Raw genomic sequence first — 22,930 nt, 5'->3', positions numbered from 1 at the left:
CACTCCGCTATCGTCCGCAGGCGTGTTGACGAATTGGGGGGTGGCGGCCTCGACCCTGGCCGCCTTCGTCGGTCTGGCCGTGCAACCACCGTCCATTCCGGTCATTCCAGTGCCCAGTGGCGGTCCCGCGCAGCCACCGTCCTCTTCGGAACAGTCCGAGCCGGACATCGGCGCGCCGAACTTCCCGAGCCGCACCCAGGTGCAGCTCAAGGTCGAGCGCGACGGCGTGCTGTCGGTGACCGAGACCATCACGGTCCGGCGCGGCGGCAGCCTGAACCGCAAGTCGCCCTTGCGGATCCAGTCTGGTGACAACCGCGACCGCGTGTTCGTCATCCGCAACGCCAAGCTGGTCGGCAACGGCTCGGTCGAGGCGAACGAGGACGAGTTCAGCGTGCGGCTCGGCGAGGGCAAGTCGATCCTGACCTATCAGGTCGACGGCACCGTGGCCGACGTCGGCGACCTGCAGGAGGTCCGCTGGCAGATCGCGGCCGGGTGGGACGCGCGGATGGGCTTGCTGCGCGCCAGTTTCATCGCGCCCGAGCCCGCGGCGTCGGTGTCCTGCCTGAGCGGCCCGTTCGGTTCGGACCAGCCGTGTGCACACGCGCAGACCGAACCCAGTGGCGTGACCAGAGTGGACCTGCAGGACCTCAACGCGGGCGACCGGGTCGACCTTGCCGTCAAGATTCCGTCCGGCACCGTTGCGGCCAACGCGAAGTTCGCCGCCCCCAAGACCGTCGCGGGCGCGTTCTCGCTGACCCCGTTCTCCGGCTTCGGCTTGCTCGCGCTGGCCGTGCTGTTGCTCGCCGGTGGCGCGCTGCTGTGGTCCGCCCGCCGCCGCGACGCCAAAGCCGCGACGGCCAATGTTGGCCAAGTCGACGTGCTGATCCGGCAGAACGACGGCGTCGCGTTCGCTTCACCCGATGGTGTACTCCCCGGTCAGGTCGGCACGGTGATCGACGAGAGCGTGGACGCGGTCGACGTGACGGCGACTGTGCTCGATCTGGCGGTCCGCAACTACCTGTGGATCGAGGAGACGCAGGGCGACTGGCGGATCGTCCAGCGCAACCCCGCCGACGCCGCGCTCACGTCCTACGAACGGGCGGTGTACGCGGCGTTCGCCACCGACGCGGTCAGCACACTTTCGCCTGACATGAAGGCCATCAAGAAGGCGATTCGTGGTGACGCCGTGCAACGTGGCTGGTTCAAGTCACGGTCTGTCTGGCTTTTCACCGGATTGGGTGTGGCTGTCGCAGGTGCGGGGCTGACCGTGGCCCTCGCCCTCACGGTCGGTAACGCCCTCCTCGGCCTGGCCGTCGTCATCCTCGGGCTCGCGCTCGCCCTGGGCTCCCGGCTGCTGCCCGCCCGCACCAAACGGGGCGGGGTGCTGGTCGCCCAGATCCAGGGACTGCTGCGGTACCTGCGCGAGACCGACCCGGCGAGCATCCCGGACCAGGACCGTGACCTGGTGTTCTCCCGCTCACTGCCGTACGCCGTGGCGCTCGGCGAGGCGCCGCGCTGGCTCCAGGCGTTCGGTCCCGCCGGCGATCTCCACTGGTTCAGCGGTGGGCGAAACCTGCAAGGGTTCATCGCGGCGATGGACGCGGCGGCGGCCAAGTAGGCTCGTCCTATGGCTGCACCCGACCTGCACACGTTCACCCTTCCGAACGGTTTGCGTGTGGTGCTCGCGCCCGACACCACATCGCCGGTGGTCGGCGTCAGCGTGCACTACGACGTGGGCTTCCGATCCGAACCGGAGGGGCGCACCGGTTTCGCCCATCTGTTCGAGCACCTGATGTTCCAGGGCAGTGAGAGCCTGGAGAAGCTGGCGCACTTCCGGCACGTGCAGTCCTCGGGCGGCACGTTCAACGGGTCGACCCACCCGGACTACACCGACTACTTCGAGGTCCTGCCGTCCGCCGCCTTGGAGCGGGCGCTGTTCCTCGAGGCGGACCGGATGCGCGCGCCCAAGCTGACCCAGGAGAACCTCAACAACCAGATCGACGTGGTGAAGGAGGAGATCCGGCTCAACGTGCTGAACCGGCCGTACGGCGGGTTCCCGTGGATCTACCTGCCGCCGGTCCTCTACACGACGTTCCCGAACGCGCACAACGGCTACGGCGACTTCACCGACCTGGAGAACGCCAGCCTCTCCGACTGCGCCCAGTTCTTCGACACGTACTACGCGCCCGGCAACGCGGTGCTCACCGTCGCGGGCGACTTCGTCGTCGACGAGGCCCGTGCGCTGGTCGAGAAGCACTTCGGCGACGTGCCCGCGCGCGTCACGCCGCAGCGCCCGTCGTTCGCCGAGCCCCGCCCGCAGGGCGAGCAGCGCGGCGAGCACCTCGACCCGCACGCCCCGCTGCCCGCGTTCGCCGTCGGCTACCGGATGCCCGACCCGATCGGCGAGCTGGACGGCTACCTGGCGCACCTCGTGCTGGCCGGTGTGCTGACCGACGGCGACGGGTCCCGCCTGCAGCAGCGCCTGGTGCACAAGGACGCCCTGGTCACCGACATCAACGCGGGCGCCGGGCTGTTCGGCCCGTTCGAGGCCCGCGACCCGGACACGTTCAGCATCACCGCGATGCACTCGCCCGAGGTCACCACCGACCGCGTGCTGTCCGTCCTGGACGAGGAGCTGGAGCTGCTGGCCAGCACCCCGCCGTCCGAGCAGGAGCTCGCCAAGGTGACCGCCCGCTGGGTGGCCAGCCTGCACAAGGAGCACGACCGGGTGGTCAGCCGCACGCTGGCGCTCGGCTCGTTCCAGCTGCTCTACGGCGACCCCGCCCTGATCTACCAGCTACCCGATCGAATCGCGGGCGTGACACCCGAGGACGTGGCCGGCGCGGCCAAGCTGCTGCGCCCGGACTCGCGCGCGGTGCTGCAGGTCAAGCCCGCCGGAGGTGCCCAGTGACCGCTTCGTTCCGGACCGCCGACGAGATCGGCCGCACGTCTGTGGGTCCGCGCCCGCTGCCGCCGCTCGGTGTGCAGCGGGCCGCCACCGGTTTGTCCACAGTGGACAGCAAATTGTCCAACGGCCTGCAGGTGATCGTGGTTCGCCAGCCGGCCGTGCCCATGGTCGAGCTGCGCGCGCGGATCCCGTTCGCGGGCACCGACCCGATGCACGCCGCCCGCGCCGAGGTGCTGGCGTCGACCCTGCTGTCCGGCACGAGCCGCCGTGACCGGATCGCGGTGGACACCGACCTGGCGCTGGTCGGCGGCGAGCTGGACGCCTCGGTCGACCCGGAGCGGCTGAGCATCGCGGGCAGCGCGTTGGCCACCGGCCTGGACACGCTGCTCGACGTGCTGGCCGACGCCCTGACCGGCGCGACCTACGCGGACGACGAGGTGCGGCGCGAGCAGGAGCGGCTGGCCGAGCGGATCGCCATGGCGCGCTCGCAGCCCAGCGTGATCGCCCGCCAGGCGCTGCAGAAGCACCGCTACGGCGACCACCCCGCGGTGCGGGAGATGCCCGAGGCCGAGGACGTCGCCCGCGTGACGCCCGAGGAGGTGCGGGCGCTGCACCAGGCCTCGATGCTGCCGCGTGGGTCCGTGCTCGTGCTGGTCGGCGACATCGACCTCGACCAGGCGGTCGCGCAGCTGGAGAGCGCGCTGGGCGGCTGGACCGGGGCCGGGCAGGCCGTCGAACTTCCTTCGCTGCCAGCGGTTTCCGGTGGCGACCTGGTGTTCGTGCCGCGGGCCGGTGCGGTGCAGTCGCAGCTGCGGCTGACCGCCGAGGCGATCAAGCGGACCGACGCCCAGTACCCGGCGCTGCAGCTGGCGAACCTGGCGTTCGGCGGGTTCTTCTCCTCGCGGCTGGTCGAGAACATCCGTGAGGACAAGGGATACACCTACCACGCACGGTCCTTCCTCGAGTTCACGCCGGACGGCGCCACGCTGCTGGTGGACACCGACTGCGCGAGCGACGTCACCGCGAACACGCTGCTGGAGATCCGCTACGAGCTGGCCCGGATCGTGCTGTCGCCGCCGTCCGAGACCGAAGTGGACACCGTCCGGCAGTACGCCATCGGCCAGCTGCTGACCGCCACCGCCTCCCAGTCCGGCCTGGCCTCCCAGCTCGCCGCCCTTGCCACGCAAGGACTCGGCGTCGACTGGCTGGTCGCGCACCCGGTCCGGCTGCAGGAGGTCACCTCCGCCGAGATCGCCGAGGCGGCGCTGGCCTTCTTCGCGCCGGAGCGGTGGACCGGGGTGATCGTCGGCGACCCGGCCCAGCTGCCGAGACTCAACGTGCTGGGTGGCGTGGTGGAACAGCAGTGAGGCCGTTCGAACTCGACGCCCTCCCGCTGCTGTCCCGGTCCACTGTGGTCCGGGAGGAGAACCTGCGGGAGGACGTCGAGCGGCAGCTCGAACTGTGGCAGGACGGCCGGGTCATCGTGCTCGACCCGGACGGCCGCACCCCCATCGGTGAGCAGGGAACCCTGCTGGCGCACCGGGATGCGAAGACGTTCGGCTCCGAACCGCCGCCCGAGGCGCTGCTGCTCGGCGAGGACGGCGGGCACGGCTGGTGGGCGATCCCGGTCGACTACGAGGTGGACCGCGGCGGGCTGGACTGGCGGTCGTGGCAGGTGATCCCGTCGCTGGAGGGCGAGCAGTGGCTCGACCTGCGGATGGCCGGGTCGTTCCTGGAAGCGTCCTGCGCCGGCCTGTTCACCACCGCGGTGGCGTTGACGAGCTGGCACAAGCGGGCCCGGTTCTGCGCGAACTGCGGGTCGCCGGTGCTGCGGGTGAAGGCCGGGTGGGCCACGCAGTGCACGGGGTGCGGCCGTGAGGAGTACCCGCGGACCGACCCGGCGGTGATCTGCCTGGTGCACGACCGGCCCACGGCCTCGCGGGTTCTGCTTGCGCGGCAACCGATCTGGCCCAAGGGCCGGTACTCGGTGCTGGCCGGGTTCGTGGAGGCCGGCGAGTCGCTGGAGGCGTGTGTCGCGCGGGAGATCGCCGAGGAGGTCGGTGTGACCGTGGACGACATCCGGTACCTCGGCAGCCAGCCATGGCCGTTCCCGCGGTCGTTGATGCTGGGGTTCGCCGCCTCGGCCGACCCCGAGCAGCAGATCCGGTTGCAGGACGGGGAGATCGAGGAGGCCCGGTGGGTCGACCGGGCCGAGGTGAAGATCGCCCTGGCCGCCGAGGCCGCCGGTGAGGACCACTGGCTCGGGCTGCCCGGCCCGACCTCCATCGCCCGCCGCATGCTCGAATCCTGGACCGCCGCCTGACCTGCTCGTGAGTGGTCGGACTGGCTCTGACCAGTCCAACCACTCACGACGCGGACCAGCCGGTGAGGGTCTCGATCGCGATGCGGATGAACGGGCCCTCGGGTGGGTTTTGCTGGTACTGCGGGTATTTCGCGACCAGTTCGGGGGATGGGGTCTCGCTGATCGTCGCTGTTCCGTCGGCTCGGACCCACCACAGCTGGGTCCAGTCGTCGTTGTACTCGTCGACCAGGACCGAGACATGGGGATCGGTCTCGATGTTCCTGAGGCGCTTGAGGTTCCGGGTGGTCTTGGGTTTGTGGTCGACCGCGATGACGATGGTGTCCTCGTGCAGGACGAACGTGACGGGCACGATGTGCGGGCCCATCGTGGCGAGGCGGGCGACGCGGGCCTGAGCGAACCGGGTGTGGGCGTCAGCTGTGCTGAGTCGCACGGTAGGCGGCTTCGGTGAGGGCTTCCGGGGTCGCGTCGACGTTGAGGACCACGCCGGGCTCGTCGGCGTCGAGGGGTTCGAGGTCGGCGAGCTGGGACGCCAGCAGAGCGGGCGGCATGAAGTGGCCCTGGCGGGCGGCCAGCCGGGCCGCGATCACCTCCTGCACACCGCTGAGGTGCACGAAGAACACCGGTCCACCGGTGCGCAGCAGGTCACGGTAGGAGCGCTTCAGGGCCGAACAGGTCACCACACCGCCGTCGGGGTGCTCACGGATCCAGTCGGCGATCGCCCGCAGCCACGGCCACCTGTCCTCGTCGGTGAGCGGGTGACCTGCGGACATCTTGGCGATGTTGGCCGGCGGGTGGAACTCGTCGGCCTCCGCGTAGGGCACCCCGAGCCGGTCGGCGAGGTTCCTGCCGACGGTCGTCTTGCCGGATCCCGACACGCCCATCACCACAATGACCACGGTTACACCCTACGAGTTGCGGGAACCTTGGTGCATGTCGCAGCGGCGTGTTGGCAGCAAGCGGATGGTCACGATCGTCATAACGGTGATCTGCCTGGTACTGGCGATCTTCGCGACGATCGCGTGGATGCAGGACCCCGGCTACGGGGTCGTAGCGGTGGCGTTATGGGTCATCACGCTCATCGCCGTGGTGGCCGACCGGCGGCGGGCCCGCGACCGGCAGCCGTAGAGAACAGAAAACGCCGCACCCGGTCGGGCTACCCGGCCGGGTGCACACGCATGTCTAGGGGTCGATGCGGTCCATGGCGGCGCCGTCCCAGGTCGTCTGGGTACAGGCGACTCCACGGCCGTTGCGGGGGCGCAGGACGTCGTAGATGTGCATACGCGGGATCTTGTCCGAGACACCCCAGCCGCTGGGCCAGGTGATCACCCAGTCCATGTCGAGGTCGACGAGCAGGCCCAGCATGCGGGCGATGGTCGGGTCGTCGAGGCGTTCGAAGGCCTCGTCGAGCAGGACCAGGCGCAGCGGGGCGAAGTCGTCGGACGAGCTGCTCACGGCGTCGTAGAACGCTGCCGCAGCGGCGAACAACGTCACGTACGACACCAGGCGGGTCTCACCGGAGGACAGCTGGCGCAGGCGGCGGACGCGCTGGTTGCCGTCCGGGCCGGTGTCGGCCACGCGCACGGTGAACGCATGCCATGAGCGGTAGTCCAGCGCGCGCGACAGGATCTCGGCGTAGCCGCTGGAGTGGGTGTCCCGTTCGGCCTCGATCCGCTCGGTGAACACCCGGCGCAGGGTCGCGTCCTGGGCGGAAGTCCGTTCCCCGTAAGGCATCCGGACCAGCGACAGGGCCTGGCGGGTCTCGTCGTCCAGTGCCGCGGAGGGCTTCCACTCCAGCTGGACGTGCACGCCCTGGCTGGACTGGGCCTGGCTGAGCACCTCGTTCATCCGCTTGGCCAGGTCCTCGGCCACCGCGATCTGCCCGCGCAACCACTCGGCCAGGTCGCGGATCAGGTAGTCCGCGAAGATCCGCTGGTACTGCTCGTCCAGGAAACCGCGCTGCTCAGCCAGTTTCTCGGACACCTGCTTGGCGGCCAACGCGACCGGCCGCCCGCCTTCCTCACCGGCGACGCTCACGGTCAACAGGCCCGCGTGCTCGTCGGCGGCGATGTCGTAACCACCGGCCAACGCGGACTGCAGGTCCTGGAGCTTGGTGATGACCGCGGTCTCGCTGGCGTTCTTGCGATCCGACGCCTCGGCCAGCGCCGCGCGGACCGAGTCCAGATCGGACTCTTCGAGGTCGGGCAGGGCGGCGGACAAAGCCCCCGGAGCGGTGACGACGGCCTCGAACCCCCGCAGCGCGGCGGACTGCGCCTCCTCGGCGCCGGTCAGCTGCTCGGTCGCGTTGCCGAGCAAGGCATCCAGCTTGGCCGCCTGTTCGCGCAGCTCGGTGATCTGCTCGCGGACGTCCTTGAGCGAACCGCGCATGCGCTTGCGGGACGACTCCAGCTCGGCCAGCCGGGCCGCGATCTCCTTGGCCTCACCGCCGACCGCGCCGGTCAGCTCGGACAACGTCCCGGCCTGGGCGGCGTACTCGGCGCAGCGCTGGTCCGCCTCGGCCTCCGCCGTGGTGCGGTCCTCGACGGCCGAGTTGTACCGGTGGAACGCGTCGACGAGGTCTTCGACCGTGCCCTTGCACCGCTGCCGCAACGCTTCGGCGAGACGTTCCGCGGCGCCCTGGGCCTCGGCGGCGGACTGCTGGGCCTGGCGCAGGTCGTCGGACCGAGGGGACAGACCCGCGTCTCCGGCCTGGCGCAACAGGTCCGCGGTCGTGGCCTGCCAGCGCGCCTGCATCTGGTCGTGCTCTTCGCGCAGCTGCTGGGCGTGCTTGTTGGCGCGCTCGGTCGCCTCCTGCTCGGCCCGCATCCGGGTGTGCTTGGCGATCAGCTCCTCGTCGCCGGGGAACTTCTCCAGGTGCCGTTCCCACTCGGCGACGACGTCGTTCGCGGTCCGCTGCTGTTCCTCGGCGGCGGCCAGCTCCTCGCGCAGCGCGGACAGTTCCTCTTCCAGCTCACCGATCCGGCGCTGCCGGGCGGCGGCGCGCGCACCTGCGCCGACGTACTCCGCAGCGGGCTTGAGCCAGGTCCCGTGCAACGCTCCCGCGCGCCAGGCGCCGTCCCGGCCCAGCGTCATCGGGGCATCCGACGAGTCGAGGCCGATGCTGTGCAGCAACGCGTCCACCCGGGACGCGTCCACCGGGCTGCCCGGAACCTCAACCGCCACAAGGACATCCGCGAGCGAGGCGCCCGGCACCGCGGCTCCCGGGCTGGCGAGCACGTCGGCCAGCGCCGGAACCGAGCCATCCGGCGTGACCAGCGCGTTCAGCAGCCGGCTGGCCTCCAGGGCGGACTCGATCCCGGCCCGCTCGGCGTCGGACAGGTCCTTGCGGAAGTCCACGAGCTGGTAGAAAGCCGCGCCAGCACTGGCATCCCGGCCTGCCGGGGTCTCCGGCGTGGGCTCCTTGCCCGCGCGGAGACCGGCCAGTTCGGCGTCGCGCTGGCTGATGGCCTCACGGGTCTCGGTGCGCCGCAGGGACGCGGTGTGCGCGGTCTCGCGGGCGACCTGGACCAGGGGAGCGGTCCACTGCCGGGCCGCGGTGGCCAGCGCGCGGGCCTCGGCCGGGTTCGCGGAGATGTCCTCAATGGACGGCATCGGGAGCTCGCGTTCCGGCGCCGCATCCCGCAACGGACCGGCCTTGCGCCAGGTGGCGACCTGCTCGAGCCAGACGTCGGACTCGGTGATCAGCTCCTGGTTGGCCTGGTTGCGCCGGCCGGACGCCTCGGTCGCCTCCAGCTGCGCGGCCCGCGCGGACGACCGCAGCGTCTCGACCCGCTGCTCCTGTTTCTCCTGCTCAACGGCCTGCTGGTGCAATGCCAACGTCAACGCGCTGCGGCTGCGGGCCTCTTTGGCGGCACGCCCGGCGCGTTCCGCGGCCTCGGTCAGCGACTGCAGCAGGTCGTCGGCGGCGACCGGTGGCGGAACTTTGCGTTCGATCGGCAGCGGCTCGGCCTCGGGATCGGGCTTTGCGCGGACCCGCTCGGTGATCGTCTCGCCGTCGCTTTCCGCCCAGCGCGGCAAAGTCGGGCACAGCGAGGTGTCCAGCCCGGCCGCCTGCAAGGCCGTCCGCAGTGACTCACCGAACTCACCGGCGGAGTCGAGGTCCTGCGACAGGCGGCGCAGCAACCGGACCACGCCGTCGACCGTGGCGTCCTCGGCGGTGCGCTGCTTGCTCGCCACGTCCAAGGCGGCCGAGGCGGCCGAACGCGCCGCGGCGACGAGCTTTTCGCGGCTCTGCAGGTCCTGCAGGTCGCGGAACGCGGGCAGCTCCTTGAGCGCGCCGATGGTCTCCTCGGCCTGCTGCTCGCCCGCCTCGATCTCGGCCTCGGACCGCTCCGCGTCGGCGCGCTCGGTCCGGGCCTTCTCCAAGTCCTTGGTCAGCTTGGCGGTCTGCGCGCCGAGCCGGCGAACCGTGTCCTCGCTGCCCTTCAACCGGTCCGCGGCAGACCGGATCCCGCCCAGCGCGTAGTCCGAGTACGTGCGCAGGAACGTCCGCAGCGCCTTGTCCGCGGTGCCCAGCCGGGTGATGTTCTCCCGGATCGACTCCAGGTCGTCGAACGAGGTCGCCAGCTGCTCGATCATCGCGGAGTCCAAGGGCGGCAACGCATCCGAGAGGATCTGCTCCAGCTGCCCCTCAAGCACCTTCAGGCCGACGTCCGGGTTGCGCAGGGTCCGCTGCAGGTGCAGCAGGTCGCCATACCGCCCGGCCGGCACGCCATAGACCGTCTCCGCGATCTTGGCGCGGAACGCCTGTTCCTCCAGCACGCAGTCCGCGCCGAGCACCTCACGCAGCTGCGCGGCGCCCAGCGGAACGCGGTCCGCGCCGACGAGCTGGAAGTCGTGGCCGACGCGTTCGGGCGTGATGAACCGCCAGGAATCGGAGATCTGCTGGGAAGTCTTGGACGCCTTCACGCCGAGACCGCAGGTGAGGTGGTGCCCGTCGCGCTGCAGCTCGATCCAGGCGTAGCCGATCCGGTTCGGGCCACCGTCGTAGTCGTCCAGCATCAGCCGCCGGATCGACACCGTGTCGAACCCCTTGGAGCCCAGCTGCCGCAGGTCGCCGTCCAGGCACAGCGGCAGCAGCAGCTCGAGCGTGCGCGACTTGCCGGAACCGTTGGTGCCCTGGAAGATCGCGCGCCCGCCGGAGAAGTCGAAGGTCTGCTCGGCGTACTGCCAGACGTTGACGATCCCGCCCCGGTGCAACCGCCAGCGTCCGGTGGGGGCGCGATCCCCCGCAGGGGATCGGAATGTGGCGGTCATGCGCCTGCCTCCTCGTCGAACAACGACCACCCTGGCACCTCGGGTTGTGCGGGCACCTCGGCCACTTCGCGCTCCGGGTCGCCGTCCGGCTCGGGCCACCACCGGGCCGCGGCCGGCGACAGCCACCACTGGTCGCCATCGGGCACCGCGAGTCCCATGTGGACGAACAGGGCCAGCACCTCCGCGACGATTCCGTCGATGTCCTCGCCCGCCTGCCGCGACCAGGCCGCCGGGTAGTCGGCGACGAGCCGCTCGCAGACCTCGCGGACGCGGCCGGGGCTCACCGGCCGTCGTCCCGCACTGTCCACTGTGGACTCTTCCGGTGTCTCACCGGCGTCCTGGGCGAGCAGGTCGGGCAGCGCGAGCAACCCGATCCTCGCGACTGTACTGGTACCCGGGAACATCACATCGGACAGGTACTCCTCCGGATCGGCCGCCAGGATGCCCTCCAGCCGGGTCTCGGTGAACAGCCCGAAACACCGCTCCAGCAGGTAGGACTCGCGCCGCTGGTTGCGCAGCAGCCACTCCCGCTCGTCCTCGGCCAGCTCCGCGTAGAGCACCACCGGGCTCTCGACGAGTTTGCGCCGCACCAGGAAGTCCACCCGGCGTGGCGCGGTCCGCGCGGCCAGGGTGACCAGCGCCGATGCGTCCTCGGCCTCGGCCACCGGACCGGACAGCAGCTGGCCCAGCAGGTCGGTCTCGATTGTGATCAACGCCTCGGCCGGGGCGTCCTGCGATGCGGACGACACCGTGCCCTCGGTCTCGGTGAGCACGCCCAGTGCGACCAGATGCCGTAGTGCCGCGGTGAGCGCGCGCCGGTCGGCGATCGTGTCGATCACCTCGATGCCCGCCTCGACCGCCGCGGACCGGACGTCCGAAACCAGCCGGGACAACAGAACCTGACGCCCGGTGCCGGTCAGCGCGGCCATCGTCAGCGCGAGATAGGCGTAGCCGCGCGGGGAGAGCTCGGGCACGCCGCGGGTGGAATCCTTGCCCGGCCCGGCTTTGTAGAGCCGCGCGAACTTCCGCTCGACCACCAGCCGGTAGCCCAGCAGGGCGGTGAACAACTCACCCAGCACCACACGATGCCGGTATACCAACGGAAGCAGCTCGCCGTCCGGCCCGCCGATGCGCAGCAACGGGCGCCGCAGCAACGTCCGGGCACACCGGACCACGTTGGCCGCGTCGATGTCCGCCAGCCCGTCGAGCGGGTCGGCCATGTTCAGCCTCATGTCCCGCCTCCGGACAACACGAGCGTGGAATCGCGCAGTGTCAACGTTCCGCCGGTCGACCGGACCTGGGTGGTGACGCCCTCGGCGTACTCGATGCGCACGGTCAGCCCGCGCACCTGGTCCTCGGCCGCGCCGGAGTCCTTGGCGCCGTCCCGTTGCGCCATCGCCATGGTCAGCAGCTCGCACAACACACCGAGCGCCCCCGCCGACAGCGTGACCTCGCTCAGGTTCGGCGCGGCTGCGGCGAGTTCGGCCACATCGGCCGCACGTAGCTCGTCGGCCTGCCGCGCTTCGGCCAGTAGCGACTGCTCGGTGATCGGGTCGTCCATGATCCGCGAGGTCCGGCCACGCGCGCCCCGGTCACTGCGGCTGCGCACGCTCACCGTCACATCGCAGACCGGGCCCTCGCTCCACGGCGTGCGTTCGTCGTCCGAGTCGTGCTCGGGCGCGGGCAGCAGGTGCCGCGACGAGTACATCCCGAACGCGGCCGCGTACAGCTCGGCGCCGTCCTGCGCGGTGCCGTCGTCGAACCACTTGGCCAGCTTGAGCAACTCCGCCCGGCGCCCGGGCAGCAGCCCACCGCCCGCGGTCGCGCGCTTCACGCTGGCCAGCAAAGAACCAATCGCCCTCGCGGTGGCCTCACGCAGCACCGTGACCTGCGATGGCCGCCCGGGACGGTCAACGAACCAGTCGGTCAGCTCCTGCCAGTCACCCGCCGACCGGCCACGGGCGCGTTCGACATCCGCGCCCAGATCGTCGGTGGAACCCAAGAGCCGCAACAACTCCGGCCGCGCGGTGGCGAACCGCCCGGTGAGGTGCTCGGCGATGGCCGGGGTCTGCCTCAGCACGTCCTCGACGACCTTCTGGATGTACTCCACCAGGAGGTTGCGGAATCCGGAGATCTCGTCCGCGCCCAGGTGGTGCCTGGTCACCACCTGGCCGAGGTACGCGTAGAAGTCGCGCACGGTCGCGGCCAGCTCGGCGTGCTGCAGGAACAGCGTGGTCACCTGCTCGGCCAGCAGCTCGCGGGCCCGGGTGGCGGCGGCCGACTCCGGGTCGCGCTGGTCCTGCTGGACCGCCGTGGCCAGTGACTTGCCCAGCTGGCTCAGGCCGCGCTCGATCGCCGGCAGGAGCTCACGGGACACCTCCCGGGCGCCCTCCGGCACCCGCAGCAGCTCGTCGACGTCCCGCTGCACCCGGACGGCGAGCTTGCTGACCTGGTAGCGCACGCTGCCGTGCTGGAACTCGGCGATGCTGGCGGCGACCACCTCGCGCCGGCCCTGCACCAGGTTGCCCCACTCGACCAGCTGCTTGAGCCGGGTGATCACGTTCTCGATGCGCGACTCGCCGCGCTCGACCGTGCCCTCCCGCTCGGCCGACGCCAGCGCCGCGGCCACGTCCCCGGCCGACAGGTCGGCCAGCAGCGTGGCCGTGAACAGCCGCATGATCGCCAGGTATGTCCGCATGTGCTCCCTGGCTTGCAGGTACGCGTACAGCCCAAGGCGATCCGTGGGCCCGGCGCCCACCGATCGGTCCTGCTGGTCGGGGTTCACGGCTTTGCACCCTAGCTGCCGGGTCCGACATAGGCGGCGCTACGGTTCCCGGTGGGGCGTTTTCGGGAGGGTTCGGGTGACAGCGGGACGGGCGTTGGGGCTGCTGCTCGGGATCGTGGCCGACGGGGTGTTCGGTGACCCCCGGCGCGGTCATCCGGTGGCGGTTTTCGGTGCGGCGGCAGCACGTTTGGAGAAGCTGGCCTACCGGGACCACAAGCTGCCCGGGGTGCTCTACACGGGCGCGCTGGTGGGTTCGGCGGTCGGGCTCGGGGTGCTGGTGGAGCGCGCCGGGAAGCGTCACCCGGTGCTGCGGGTGGCGAGCACCGCGGCGGCCACCTGGCTCGCTCTCGGTGGTAAGTCGCTGGCCAGCGAGGGCACGTCGATGGGCCGGTCGCTGGACTCCGGGGATGTCGAGGCGGCGCGCAAGCGTTTGCCCAACCTCTGTGGCCGCGATCCGGAGGCCCTGGACGCGACCGCGCTGGCGCGTGCGACCGTCGAGTCTGTGGCCGAGAACACCTCGGATGCCGTGGTCGCGCCGCTGTTCTGGGGCGCTGTCCTCGGCGTGCCGGGCCTGTTGGGCTACCGGGCCATCAACACCCTGGACGCGATGGTCGGGCACCGGTCGCCGCGATACCGCCGGTTCGGCTGGGCTTCCGCGCGGCTGGACGACGTCGTGAACCTGGTGCCAGCCCGTGCCGCGGCTGCGTTGACGGTCGCGGGAGCGCCCGTTGTGGGCGGGTCCGCGCAGGGCGCCTGGCGGGCCTGGCGGCGGGACGCGGCGGCGCACCCCAGCCCGAACGCCGGCCGGGTCGAGGCGGCCTTCGCCGGGGCGCTGGAGATTCGCCTGGGCGGGCGAACCGTGTACTCGCATGGGGTGGAGGAACGGCCGGTGCTCGGCACCGGGCGTAGCCCCGACGCCGGGCACGTCACACGAGCGGTTGAACTTTCGCGGGTCGTTGGTGCCCTCGCGGGTGGCGCTTCGGCCGTGCTCGCGCTGCTCAGCCGCCGGTAGTGCGGTGGCCGGGCAGGTCTGCCGTCAGCGCTTCATCCTCTGATGGGAGCTCTGGTTCCCGCAGTGGCGGTAGTTGCGGTGGATAGGAACGTTCCTGTGGTGGAAGGGGACTCCGCGCCCGTACCGTGCACGGCACGGGGTGAGGAGGCGCACAATGGAGCCCTGGGGCTTGTCGGGACCGGAGTTCCTGTTCATCTACATCGGCGCGATGATCGCCGCCATCTGGCTCAGCCAGGCTCTGCGTAACCACTGGTGGACCGCCCCGGAGCGGGAGCAGGGGCGGCTCAGCGAGGACGAGGTCGCCTACCTGTGCGGCGGCCCGCGCCGATTACAGGAGGTCGCCATCGCGCGGATGGTCGAGCGCGGCGCGCTGCGGGTGCAGCGTGATGGTGACCTGACGCCAACCGGTGCTCCGGCGCAGACCCCGCTGGAGCAGGACTTGCTGCAGTTGCTGGAACAGCGTCCCCGTTCGGCGGCACAGCTCGCGACGAGTGGCCATTGGACCGTCAATGCCACCGAGGAGTCGTTGTACAACAGGGGTTTGCTGCACCGCGAGACCCCACGGCAGAAGTTCCTGATCACGTTGCCGGTGCTCGTGGTGTTCCTCGTCGGTGTCGCCCGGCTGATCAACGGGATCTCGTTGGGCCGGCCGGTCGTGTTCCTGCTGATCCTGGTCGTGGTCTCGCTGGTGATCCTGCTCGGCCGGCCGAACGCGTCCACCCGGTGGCGCAGCCGGGCGGGCGACAAGCTGCACGAGGACATCGCGGCCGAGAAGGCGGGCGACCGCATCACGCCCCTCGTCGGCGCCGCGGGACTCGTTGCGGTGGGCGGCTTCGGGCTCTTCCCCGACCCCACCATCGCCACCGCGCTCGTCCCGCCAGTCGCCGAGACGACGTCGTCCAACGATGGCGGCGGTTGCGGAAGTGGTTGTGGCGGTGGAGGTTGTGGCGGCTGCGGGGGTTGCGGAGGCTAGATCAGGCTCTCGCTGAGCTTCCACAGCCGTTCGGCGGACTCGGGGTCGATCGCGTACGGCATCACGCCCTGGGTGTCGAGTTTCCCGATGGCCAGCCTGGCCTGGGTGGCGGTCGGCACGACCTGGGCGATGTCGGAGTTCTGCCAGTAGACGCCGCCGAGACCGTCGAGCTGCGGGCTGGTGGCACACCAGATGCTCTGGTTGTCGATTCCCGGGCTGGACCAGCAGGTTCGGCTGGAGACCGGTGACGTCGCCGTGTTCGACGGCAACCACGAGTTCACCGTATCGAGCGACCCCGGACTCGATCCGGTGGATGCGACGGGTCTGTTCGCCGGGCGCCCGCTGCCGATCGTGCACGTCGGCTCAGGCGATGAGGTGGCTTCGGTGGGCGGTCACATCGACCTCGGCGCGGCCGGCGGGGAGCTGTTGCGCGCGATGCCCCCGCTCACGTACTTGCACAACTGGCGAATGCGCTTGGCACAGCGGACTTTGCGTCAGGACGACACACCGTTGTCCACGCTCGCGCGGTCGCTCGGCTACTCGTCCGACAGCGCCTTCAGCAACGCGTTCAAACGCACGGTCGGCGTCGCGCCCAAGCGGTACCGGGACGCGGCGAAGAAGGCGGCGGTCTGATCAGGAACGGGCAGCGGCCGCGCGTTCGGCGGCCTCTTCCTCGGCGACCAGCTCGGCGACGGACTTGCGGCGCGGGCGTTCGCCGGTGAGAGCGCCACCGGGCTGCAGTTCACGCCAGGTGAAGTACAACCAGCCGAGCAGGGCCATCGTGCCGAACGCGATCCACTGCAGCGCGTACGACAGGAACGGCCCGGCGTCGAGCTCCGGCAACGGCAACGGCCCGAGCACACCCGGGCTGTTGCTCTCCAGCTGCAGATACCCGGGCTGGATGGTCAGCCCGGTGGCGCGGGCCACGACCCGGGAGTCGACCGCCCAGGACTGGAGTTTGCCTTGGGTACCGGCGTCGGCGAAGGCGTTGCGGTTCTGCGGGTCGGTCTCGTCGGCGCGGATCCGCCCGGTCAGCGTGACCTGGCCGGCCGGGGGCGCGGGGTAGGCCGGGACCTGGGACTGCTCTGGCCGCAGGAAGCCGCGGTCGACCAGCAGTACCTGGCCGTCGGTCCGGCGGAACGGCACCATCACCTCGAACGCGGGCTCGCCCTGCACGGTCCGCAGCCGCGCGACGATCTCCTTGTCACCGACGAACGTGCCGGTCACCGTGGCCAGCCGCCACTCGTGCATGGACGGGTCCAGCGGCGCGGGCGGGGCCTTGAACGACGCCGTGATCTGGTCGTTCGTGGTCTTGCGCTCCTCGTGCCGGCGGAACTGCCACGGCGCGAGCAGGGTGAAGCAGGCGATGGCGAACATGATCACCAACGCCGTCAGCGAGAGCCACCCTGGCCGGAGCAGATTCCGCAACCGCACGCCTCCACGGTAGCTACCCCAGCGACACGGCGGAGAACCTGACCCGGTAACCCGGCCCGTCCGGCGACGCGCACATCACCCCGGCGTGCACCGGAACCGCAGGTGGCAGGTAGGCCAGCCGCAACATCGTGCCGCCCGCGTAGACCGTCACGGTGTCGCCGGCGCGGGTGGCCCTGATCGTCACATTGGCGGCATCGGGAACAGGCACGACAGACCAGTCGGAGACACCACGAGTGACCACAACGGACTGTTGGTACTGGCCGTCGACCAGTTCGATGCCGGTCTTGACCCAGTTCTCCGCGTCGATCCGCAGCGCGATCCCGGCCTGGTCGTACTGGTGGGTGTACTGGCCCGCGAACGTCGCCTGGAGCGTGAAGTCGCCCTCGGTCCAGCGGCCGAGGATGTGACCGTTGTCGCGGATGAACCCGTAGTGCGTGGTCCGCCAGAAGTCCGACCCGGCGTCGGTGTGCACCGTCAGCCCGTCGTCGTCCAGCGTCCACTCCGCGGGTTCGGTGAACCATTCCCACCCGTCACTGCCGAATGCCTGCACGCCGATCATGCTCGCAGGGCGGCGCGCGCGGCGGACAGCGCCTGTCCGGCGTAACCGCCGCCGAACAGCACGGTATGCACGAGCAGCGGCCAGATCTGGTGCAGCGCCACGCGTTTCTGCCAGCCATCGGCCAGCGGGTACACCTCGTTGTACGCACCCAGCACGCGATCCAGCAGCGGGCACCCGAACAGCTGGAGCATCGCCAGGTCGGTCTCGCGGTGGCCGCCGTGGGCCGCGGGGTCGATCAGCCAGGCGCGGCCGTCCGTGGCCCAGTGCACGTTCCCGGACCAGAGGTCGCCGTGCAGCCGCGCGGGCGGCTCGACCGGCACCAGGTCCTCGAGCTTGCGGGCGACCTCGTCGAAGGGCGCCGGGTCGATGCCGGACTGCCGCACGTAGGGCTCGATCCGTTGGGTGGCATAGAACTCGGCCCAGGTGTCCATCGGGATGTTGGTCATCCGGGCCAGGCCGATCCAGGCGTCCGTGGGGCCGTCGGGCGGGGGCTCGCCGAACTTCCGTGCCCCGAGGCGGTGCATTTCGGCCAGATCGCGGCCCAGCTGTTCGGCGTGCTGCGGGCTGCCGGGCTCGATCTGCTCGATGACCAGCCAGTTCTCGTTGTGCCCCCGGACCGCCGGGACGGGGACGGCCGCCTCGCCGATCCAGTCCAGCGACTTCGCCTCGGCCAGCACCGCCGTTGCTTCGGAGTGCCACTTCGCGACGACCAGGTCTCCATCGGCGAGTTCGACCTCGTAGACCGTGCCGCCGAGCCGGTGCACCGACGTGGCCTCGTTGCCCGTCAGCTCCGCCACCGCCGCCCGCGGGTCCCTCACCGGTTCTCCCGCACCCACTCGACCAGCCCGGGCGCCGCCGCCTCGATCAACTCCAACACCTCGATGAACCCACCCGGACCGCCGTAGTACGGGTCCGGCACGTCGAGGTCGTCCGCGTCCGCGGCGGGATCGAACGACCGGAACATCCGGACGTCCGCGGCCGGGGCCATCCGCCGCAGGTCCCGGAAATGCCCGGAGTCCATGGCCAGCAACAGATCAGCGTCCAGATGCTCGCGGCCGACCTGCGCGGCAACGTGCGCACTGGGATAACCGTGGTCCACCAGAACCTTCTGGGCCCTGCTGTCCGCTGCCTCACCCACGTGCCACGGACCTGTTCCCGCGCTCACGACTTCGACGTCGTCGAGGCCCGCGCGGCGCAGGTACTCGCCGACCACCAGCGCGGCCATCGGCGAGCGGCAGATGTTCCCGGTACAGACGAAGGCAAGGCGCACGGGGGATCACCCTACCGAGCCCATTAGAATCCCCGTGATGACCAGCGAGGACCTGACCCACCACGGCGACAAGGACACCGCCCCGGGCATGCTGGACTTCGCGGTCAACGTGTGGCTCCCGGCACCGCCGCGATGGCTGCGTGACCGGTTGGCGGCGGCTTTGGACCGGCTGGCGACGTATCCGTCGGCGGCCGACGACGTGTCGGCGCGCGAGGCGGTGGCCGCACGGCATGGGCGGCGGGCCGACGAGGTGCTGGTCCTGAACGGGTCGGCGGAGGGGTTCGCGTTGCTGCCGAACCTCGAGCCGAGGCTGGCCGCGGTCGTGCACCCGAGTTTCACCGAGCCTGAGGTGGCGCTGCGGAACGCGGGTGTGCCGGTGCACCGCGTGCTGTTGGACGGCGACTACGTGCTGCGGCCCGAGTTGGTGCCGGACGAGGCCGACATGGTCGTCATCGGCAACCCGACCAACCCCACGTCGGTCACCCATCCCGCCGAACTCATCCGGAAACTCGCCCGGCCGGGGCGCCTGCTCGTGGTCGACGAGGCGTTCATGGACGCCCTCCCCGGCGAACCCGAGACCCTGACCGGCGATCCCGATGTCCTCGTGTTCCGCAGCCTGACCAAGACCTGGGCGCTCGCCGGGCTGCGGGCCGGGTATGTGCTGGGGCCGAAGCCAACGCTGGAGAAGCTGGCCTGGGACCGTCCACAGTGGCCAGTGGGCACGTTGGTTCTCGAAGCGGTACAGGCCTGCTGTGAGCCCGCCGCGGTCGCGGAGGCTGCCGCCGCAGCGGAGAAAGCATTGGAATACAAGGACGAGTTCGTCGCGGCGCTGAAGAACGTGCCCGGCGTGGAGATCGTCGTCGAGCCGAGCGCGCCCTTCGTGCTCATCCGGGTTCCCGACGGGCGCAAGACGAGGGAAACGTTGCGGGAACGGGGGATCGCCGTCCGCCGCGGTGAGACGTTCCCGGGGTTGTCGGTGGATCACGTCCGGCTGGCGGTGCGCCCGCCGGCCGAGACCGCGAGGTTGTTGTCGGCATGGCCGGTGGAGGTTGCGTGAGTACGGTTCATGACGTGGTGGTGGCGCTGGAGGCCGCGTACCCGCCCGAGCTGGCCGAACCGTGGGACGCGGTCGGCCTGGTCTGCGGTGACCTCGCCGAGCCCGCGGACAAGGTGCTGCTCTGCGTCGACCCGGTGGAGTCCATTGTGGACGAAGCGGTCGCTGTCGGTGCGCAGATGATCATCGCCCACCACCCGTTGCTGCTCAGGGGAGTGCACGGCGTTCCGGCCAGTACACCCAAGGGCAGCGTCGTGCACCGCCTGATCCGGGCGGGCGTGGCGTTGTACTGCGCGCACACCAGCGCGGACTCGGCGAACCCTGGGGTGTCCGACGCACTCGCCGCCGCGATCGGTGTGGTCGTACGGCGCCCGTTGAGCGGCGAAGGGCCGACCGGGCTCGGCCGGATCGGCGACCTGCCCGAGCCGATGACGCTGGCCGAGTTCACCCAGCAGGTGGCCGACCGGCTGCCGGAGACCGTCGGCGGGATCCGCGCCGCGGGCGACCCGAAGCGTCTCATTAGGACAGTCGCGGTCTGTGGCGGCGCGGGTGACTCGCTGCTCGGCGAGGCCGCGGCCGCGCATGTCGACGCCTACGTCACCGCCGACCTGCGGCACCACGTCACCGGCGAACACCTCGACTCCGCCGTGAGCGCGCCCGCCCTGATCGACGTCTCGCACTGGGCCAGTGAGTGGCCGTGGTGCGAGCAGGCGGCGGGCGTCCTGCGCGCCGCGTTCGGGGGTAACGTCGAGACTCACGTATCCACCCGCCGCACCGACCCCTGGACGTTGCGCGCGGCCAGAGACCAGGAGGACCAGCCGTGAAAGCTGACCCAGCCGTTCAGCGCCAGCTCCTGGACCTCGCCGAGGCCGACGCCGAGCTGGCCAGGATCTCCCACCGCAGGCGCACCCTGCCGGAGATCACCGAGATCGCCGAGGCGGAGAAGACCGTCCGGGTCAAGAAGGACGCGCAGGTCGCCGTGACCACGCAGCTCGACGACCTGGACCGGGAGCTCAAGCGCCAGGAGAAGGAGATCGAGGCGGTCCGCTCCCGGGCCGACCGGGACGCCAAGCTGATGCAGTCCGGCACGGTCGCCGCCAAGCAGATGACCGACCTGGAGCACGAGATCGCCACGTTGCAGCGCCGCCAGGGCGTGCTCGAGGACGATCTGCTCGAGCTGATGGAACGCCGTGAGGCGCTGGAGATGGACACCCAGCACGCCGAGGTGGAGCTGGCCAAGGCCGAGGCCGCGGTGTCCGACGCCGCGTCCCGCCGCGACGAGGTGTTCGCCGACCTGGCCACTCAGGAGGCGCGCGCCACCGCCCGCCGCGAGAAGCTGCTGCCGGTTTTCCCGGAACCGTTGCTGGCGCTGTACAACCGGGTCCGCGAGCACAAGGGCACCGGCGCGGCGCTGCTGCGCGCCCGCCGCTGCGGGGCCTGCCGGCTCGAGCTGGACCGGACCGCGTTGTCGCAGATCAAGACGGCCGCCGCGGACGACGTCGTGCGCTGTGAAGAGTGCGGCGCGATCCTCATCCGGACCGGGGAGTCCGGCCTGTGAAGGTCATCGTCGAGGCCGACGGCGGGTCACGGGGCAACCCCGGGCCCGCCGGGTACGGCGCGGTGGTGTTCGACGCGCAAACCCATGCGGTGCTTGCCGAACGCGCGGCCAGCGTGGGCATCACGACGAACAACGTCGCCGAGTACAACGGCCTGATCGCCGGCCTGACCGCGGCGGCCGAGCTGGGCGCCACCGAGGTCGCCGTGCGGATGGACTCCAAGCTCGTCGTCGAGCAGATGTCCGGCCGCTGGCAGATCAAGCACCCGGCTATGCAGCCGCTGGCCCAGCAGGCCCGCACGCTCGCCGCGAAGTTCGGTTCGATCACCTACGAGTGGATTCCCCGCGAGCTCAACAAACACGCCGACCGGCTGGCCAACGAGGCCATGGACGGCAAGCAGCAGGAAGAAAAACCCGTCACCACCCCGCAACGGTGGACCGGCGTCAAAGGCACGCCGACGCGGATGTTGTTGCTGCGCCACGGCCAGACCCCGTTGTCGGTCGAGCGTCGTTACTCCGGACGGGGTGAGCCCGCGCTGACCCCGTTGGGGGAGAAGCAGGCCGCGGCGGTCGCGGCCCGCCTGGCATCCATTGTGGACGCGTCAACGCCGATCGTTTCCTCGCCGCTGGGGCGCACCCGGCAGACCGCGCAGGCTGTGGCAGACGCGGTCGGCGGCAAGGTCGAGATCCACGAAGGACTCATCGAGTGCGATTTCGGCGCCTGGGAAGGGCTGACGTTCACCGAGGCGTCCCAACGTGATCCCGAACTGCACCGGCGCTGGATCGGCGACACGTCGGTGCCCGCGCCCGGCGGCGAGAGCTTCGACGAGGTGCACCGGCGGGTCCGCGAGGCCCGTGACGAGCTGATCGCCGCGCACGGCGGCTCGACGGTCGTGCTGGTCAGCCACGTCACGCCGATCAAGTCGCTGCTGCGGATGGGGCTGGACGCCGGGCCGTCGCTGCTGTTCCGGCTGCACCTCGACCTGGCGTCACTGTCCATTGTGGAGTTCTACCCGGACGGGAACGCGTCAGTCCGCCTGGTCAACGACACCTCGCACGATCCGGGCGAACGCGGCTAGCGACTCCTCGAACGGCGCGGCGTCGGCGTACCACTTGGTCTCGTGCTCCAGCACGATCGGCCCGGTGAAACCCCGTGCCGCGGCAAGGGTTTCCCGGATGGGCACGGTCCCGGTCCCCGGAACGAGCGGGCGCCGGTCCGTGCCCGACGCCGCGTCCTTGAGCTGCAGCTCGCCCAGCCACGGCCGCAGGTGTTCGCCTGCCTCGGCGGGGGTTTCGCCGTCCCGCCAGGTGTGCATGGCGTCCCACACCGCGCCGACGCCTTGGGCGCCCGAACGTTCGAGCACGGCCGCGATCTCCGCGCCCTTCAGCAGGAGATCATGCGTCTCCACAAGCAAAGTGACACCTTCGGCGACCTCGGCCGCCTGCGCCAGCCGCTCGGCGGCGAGGTCGATCGAGGTCTCCGGCGACTTGCCCGGGAACACGCGGATCGCCGGCGAGTTCATGTCGTGCGCCAGTTCGATGTGGGTCTTCAGCTTGTCGAGCGGGTCGTCGCAAAGCCGGTAGTACGACGCCAGCGAATTGATCCGCAGCCCGGCCAGGTCCTCCAAAGCCTGCTTTCGCGCGTCCTTGGAGATGCCCACGTGCACGGGTTCGTCGTCCGCGCAGCGCAGTTCGACCAAGGGGATCTCGTACTTCCGGGCCAGGACGGCGACCGCCGGAAGGGGGAGACCGGGGCAACCGAGCGTGGAGAAACCGAGCATGA

The 22,930-nt window shown here is 70.8% G+C and carries 23 protein-coding genes; 12 read left to right on the top strand and 11 right to left on the bottom strand.

The features are described 5' to 3' along the window. Positions 1–22 precede the first annotated feature (22 nt). From AB0J95_RS40550 to nudC, 4 genes are read left to right on the top strand one after another with little or no spacing between them, the layout of a single operon-like run. The gene (locus AB0J95_RS40550; RefSeq protein ID WP_364770335.1) at positions 23–1,618 is read left to right on the top strand and encodes a DUF2207 domain-containing protein; all 1,596 of its coding nucleotides are present in this window, start codon (positions 23–25) and stop codon (positions 1,616–1,618) included. A gap of 9 nt (positions 1,619–1,627) precedes the next feature. Next, complete coding sequence (locus tag AB0J95_RS40545; RefSeq protein ID WP_364770333.1) at positions 1,628–2,911, top strand: pitrilysin family protein; 1,284 nt, start codon at positions 1,628–1,630, stop codon at positions 2,909–2,911. Continuing rightward, entirely contained in the window at positions 2,908–4,275 is a 1,368-nt protein-coding gene (locus AB0J95_RS40540; RefSeq protein ID WP_364770331.1) for a pitrilysin family protein, read from the top strand. The genes AB0J95_RS40545 and AB0J95_RS40540 overlap by 4 nt, the downstream gene beginning before the upstream one ends. Next, on the top strand, positions 4,272–5,231 hold the full coding sequence (gene nudC, locus AB0J95_RS40535; protein WP_364770329.1) for an NAD(+) diphosphatase: 960 nt from the start codon (positions 4,272–4,274) through the stop codon (positions 5,229–5,231). The genes AB0J95_RS40540 and nudC overlap by 4 nt, the downstream gene beginning before the upstream one ends. Before the next feature lie 43 nt (positions 5,232–5,274). On the opposite strand, the gene AB0J95_RS40530 is transcribed toward nudC, so the two are convergent. Both AB0J95_RS40530 and AB0J95_RS40525 read right to left on the bottom strand, forming a co-directional pair. Beyond that, complete coding sequence (locus tag AB0J95_RS40530) at positions 5,275–5,661, bottom strand: TIGR03668 family PPOX class F420-dependent oxidoreductase (protein WP_364770327.1); 387 nt, start codon at positions 5,659–5,661, stop codon at positions 5,275–5,277. Next, positions 5,642–6,112: a gluconokinase gene (locus AB0J95_RS40525; RefSeq protein WP_364770685.1), complete on the bottom strand. Its 471-nt coding sequence runs from the start codon at positions 6,110–6,112 to the stop codon at positions 5,642–5,644. The genes AB0J95_RS40530 and AB0J95_RS40525 overlap by 20 nt, the downstream gene beginning before the upstream one ends. Positions 6,113–6,161: 49 nt before the next feature. On the opposite strand from AB0J95_RS40525, the gene AB0J95_RS40520 reads away from it, so the two are divergent. Further along, on the top strand, positions 6,162–6,356 hold the full coding sequence (locus AB0J95_RS40520) for a hypothetical protein (protein ID WP_364770325.1): 195 nt from the start codon (positions 6,162–6,164) through the stop codon (positions 6,354–6,356). Between the two features lie 54 nt (positions 6,357–6,410). Here the strand turns inward: AB0J95_RS40520 and AB0J95_RS40515 are convergent, their stop codons facing one another. Genes AB0J95_RS40515 through AB0J95_RS40505 form a run of 3 tightly spaced genes read right to left on the bottom strand, consistent with a single transcriptional unit; the run spans position 6,411 to position 13,290 of the window. Continuing rightward, complete coding sequence (locus tag AB0J95_RS40515) at positions 6,411–10,505, bottom strand: TIGR02680 family protein (protein ID WP_364770323.1); 4,095 nt, start codon at positions 10,503–10,505, stop codon at positions 6,411–6,413. Beyond that, positions 10,502–11,737 carry a TIGR02678 family protein gene (locus tag AB0J95_RS40510; RefSeq protein ID WP_364770321.1) on the bottom strand — a complete coding sequence of 412 codons (1,236 nt, stop codon included), beginning with the start codon at positions 11,735–11,737 and terminating at the stop codon, positions 10,502–10,504. The genes AB0J95_RS40515 and AB0J95_RS40510 overlap by 4 nt, the downstream gene beginning before the upstream one ends. Then, positions 11,734–13,290, bottom strand: a complete 1,557-nt coding sequence (locus AB0J95_RS40505) for a DUF2397 domain-containing protein (RefSeq protein WP_364770319.1) — start codon at positions 13,288–13,290, stop codon at positions 11,734–11,736. The genes AB0J95_RS40510 and AB0J95_RS40505 overlap by 4 nt, the downstream gene beginning before the upstream one ends. A 76-nt stretch (positions 13,291–13,366) precedes the next feature. Between AB0J95_RS40505 and AB0J95_RS40500 the strand changes: the two genes are divergently transcribed. Further along, positions 13,367–14,302, top strand: a complete 936-nt coding sequence (locus tag AB0J95_RS40500; protein WP_364770317.1) for a cobalamin biosynthesis protein — start codon at positions 13,367–13,369, stop codon at positions 14,300–14,302. Positions 14,303–14,456: 154 nt separating this feature from the next. Continuing rightward, on the top strand, positions 14,457–15,275 hold the full coding sequence (locus AB0J95_RS40495) for a TIGR04222 domain-containing membrane protein (RefSeq protein WP_364770315.1): 819 nt from the start codon (positions 14,457–14,459) through the stop codon (positions 15,273–15,275). Here AB0J95_RS40495 and AB0J95_RS40490 read toward each other — a convergent pair. Continuing rightward, positions 15,272–15,556: a hypothetical protein gene (locus tag AB0J95_RS40490; RefSeq protein ID WP_364770718.1), complete on the bottom strand. Its 285-nt coding sequence runs from the start codon at positions 15,554–15,556 to the stop codon at positions 15,272–15,274. The genes AB0J95_RS40495 and AB0J95_RS40490 overlap by 4 nt on opposite strands. Here AB0J95_RS40490 and AB0J95_RS40485 point away from each other — a divergent pair. Next, on the top strand, positions 15,468–15,908 hold the full coding sequence (locus tag AB0J95_RS40485) for an AraC family transcriptional regulator (RefSeq protein WP_364770683.1): 441 nt from the start codon (positions 15,468–15,470) through the stop codon (positions 15,906–15,908). The two genes, AB0J95_RS40490 and AB0J95_RS40485, sit on opposite strands and share 89 nt — an antisense overlap. On the opposite strand, the gene AB0J95_RS40480 is transcribed toward AB0J95_RS40485, so the two are convergent. Genes AB0J95_RS40480 through AB0J95_RS40465 form a run of 4 tightly spaced genes read right to left on the bottom strand, consistent with a single transcriptional unit; the run spans position 15,909 to position 18,538 of the window. Next, complete coding sequence (locus AB0J95_RS40480; protein ID WP_364770313.1) at positions 15,909–16,709, bottom strand: SURF1 family cytochrome oxidase biogenesis protein; 801 nt, start codon at positions 16,707–16,709, stop codon at positions 15,909–15,911. It lies immediately after the preceding gene. A gap of 13 nt (positions 16,710–16,722) precedes the next feature. Continuing rightward, a complete protein-coding gene (locus AB0J95_RS40475; protein WP_364770311.1) occupies positions 16,723–17,268 on the bottom strand; it encodes a DUF1349 domain-containing protein in 546 nt (181 codons plus the stop codon). Beyond that, positions 17,265–18,086, bottom strand: a complete 822-nt coding sequence (locus tag AB0J95_RS40470) for a fructosamine kinase family protein (RefSeq protein WP_364770309.1) — start codon at positions 18,084–18,086, stop codon at positions 17,265–17,267. The genes AB0J95_RS40475 and AB0J95_RS40470 overlap by 4 nt, the downstream gene beginning before the upstream one ends. After that, complete coding sequence (locus tag AB0J95_RS40465) at positions 18,083–18,538, bottom strand: low molecular weight protein-tyrosine-phosphatase (protein ID WP_364770307.1); 456 nt, start codon at positions 18,536–18,538, stop codon at positions 18,083–18,085. Before AB0J95_RS40465 ends, AB0J95_RS40470 begins: the two co-directional genes overlap by 4 nt. Before the next feature lie 37 nt (positions 18,539–18,575). Between AB0J95_RS40465 and cobC the strand changes: the two genes are divergently transcribed. Genes cobC through AB0J95_RS40445 form a run of 4 tightly spaced genes read left to right on the top strand, consistent with a single transcriptional unit; the run spans position 18,576 to position 22,226 of the window. Beyond that, on the top strand, positions 18,576–19,595 hold the full coding sequence (gene cobC, locus AB0J95_RS40460) for an Rv2231c family pyridoxal phosphate-dependent protein CobC (protein WP_364770305.1): 1,020 nt from the start codon (positions 18,576–18,578) through the stop codon (positions 19,593–19,595). Next, positions 19,592–20,416, top strand: a complete 825-nt coding sequence (locus tag AB0J95_RS40455) for a Nif3-like dinuclear metal center hexameric protein (RefSeq protein ID WP_364770303.1) — start codon at positions 19,592–19,594, stop codon at positions 20,414–20,416. The genes cobC and AB0J95_RS40455 overlap by 4 nt, the downstream gene beginning before the upstream one ends. Then, positions 20,413–21,150, top strand: a complete 738-nt coding sequence (locus AB0J95_RS40450; protein ID WP_364770301.1) for a C4-type zinc ribbon domain-containing protein — start codon at positions 20,413–20,415, stop codon at positions 21,148–21,150. Before AB0J95_RS40455 ends, AB0J95_RS40450 begins: the two co-directional genes overlap by 4 nt. Continuing rightward, a complete protein-coding gene (locus AB0J95_RS40445) occupies positions 21,147–22,226 on the top strand; it encodes a bifunctional RNase H/acid phosphatase (protein ID WP_364770299.1) in 1,080 nt (359 codons plus the stop codon). The genes AB0J95_RS40450 and AB0J95_RS40445 overlap by 4 nt, the downstream gene beginning before the upstream one ends. Here AB0J95_RS40445 and AB0J95_RS40440 read toward each other — a convergent pair. Then, entirely contained in the window at positions 22,176–22,928 is a 753-nt protein-coding gene (locus AB0J95_RS40440; RefSeq protein WP_364770297.1) for a sugar phosphate isomerase/epimerase family protein, read from the bottom strand. The two genes, AB0J95_RS40445 and AB0J95_RS40440, sit on opposite strands and share 51 nt — an antisense overlap. Positions 22,929–22,930: the final 2 nt, after the last annotated feature.

Source organism: Actinocrispum sp. NPDC049592 (genome assembly GCF_040675465.1).
Classification (GTDB): domain Bacteria; phylum Actinomycetota; class Actinomycetes; order Mycobacteriales; family Pseudonocardiaceae; genus Kibdelosporangium.
This window is presented reverse-complemented; position numbering and strand designations above follow the sequence as displayed.

Coding starts and splice junctions, on each gene's coding strand:
- AB0J95_RS40515 (WP_364770323.1), bottom strand. CDS start 10,505: ATGACCGCCACATTCCGATCCCCTGCGGGGGATCGCGCCCCCACCGGA.
- AB0J95_RS40545 (WP_364770333.1), top strand. CDS start 1,628: ATGGCTGCACCCGACCTGCACACGTTCACCCTTCCGAACGGTTTGCGT.
- AB0J95_RS40510 (WP_364770321.1), bottom strand. CDS start 11,737: ATGAGGCTGAACATGGCCGACCCGCTCGACGGGCTGGCGGACATCGAC.
- AB0J95_RS40485 (WP_364770683.1), top strand. CDS start 15,468: ATGCTCTGGTTGTCGATTCCCGGGCTGGACCAGCAGGTTCGGCTGGAG.
- AB0J95_RS40495 (WP_364770315.1), top strand. CDS start 14,457: ATGGAGCCCTGGGGCTTGTCGGGACCGGAGTTCCTGTTCATCTACATC.
- AB0J95_RS40440 (WP_364770297.1), bottom strand. CDS start 22,928: ATGCTCGGTTTCTCCACGCTCGGTTGCCCCGGTCTCCCCCTTCCGGCG.
- AB0J95_RS40520 (WP_364770325.1), top strand. CDS start 6,162: ATGTCGCAGCGGCGTGTTGGCAGCAAGCGGATGGTCACGATCGTCATA.
- AB0J95_RS40525 (WP_364770685.1), bottom strand. CDS start 6,112: ATGGGCGTGTCGGGATCCGGCAAGACGACCGTCGGCAGGAACCTCGCC.
- AB0J95_RS40475 (WP_364770311.1), bottom strand. CDS start 17,268: ATGATCGGCGTGCAGGCATTCGGCAGTGACGGGTGGGAATGGTTCACC.
- cobC (WP_364770305.1), top strand. CDS start 18,576: ATGACCAGCGAGGACCTGACCCACCACGGCGACAAGGACACCGCCCCG.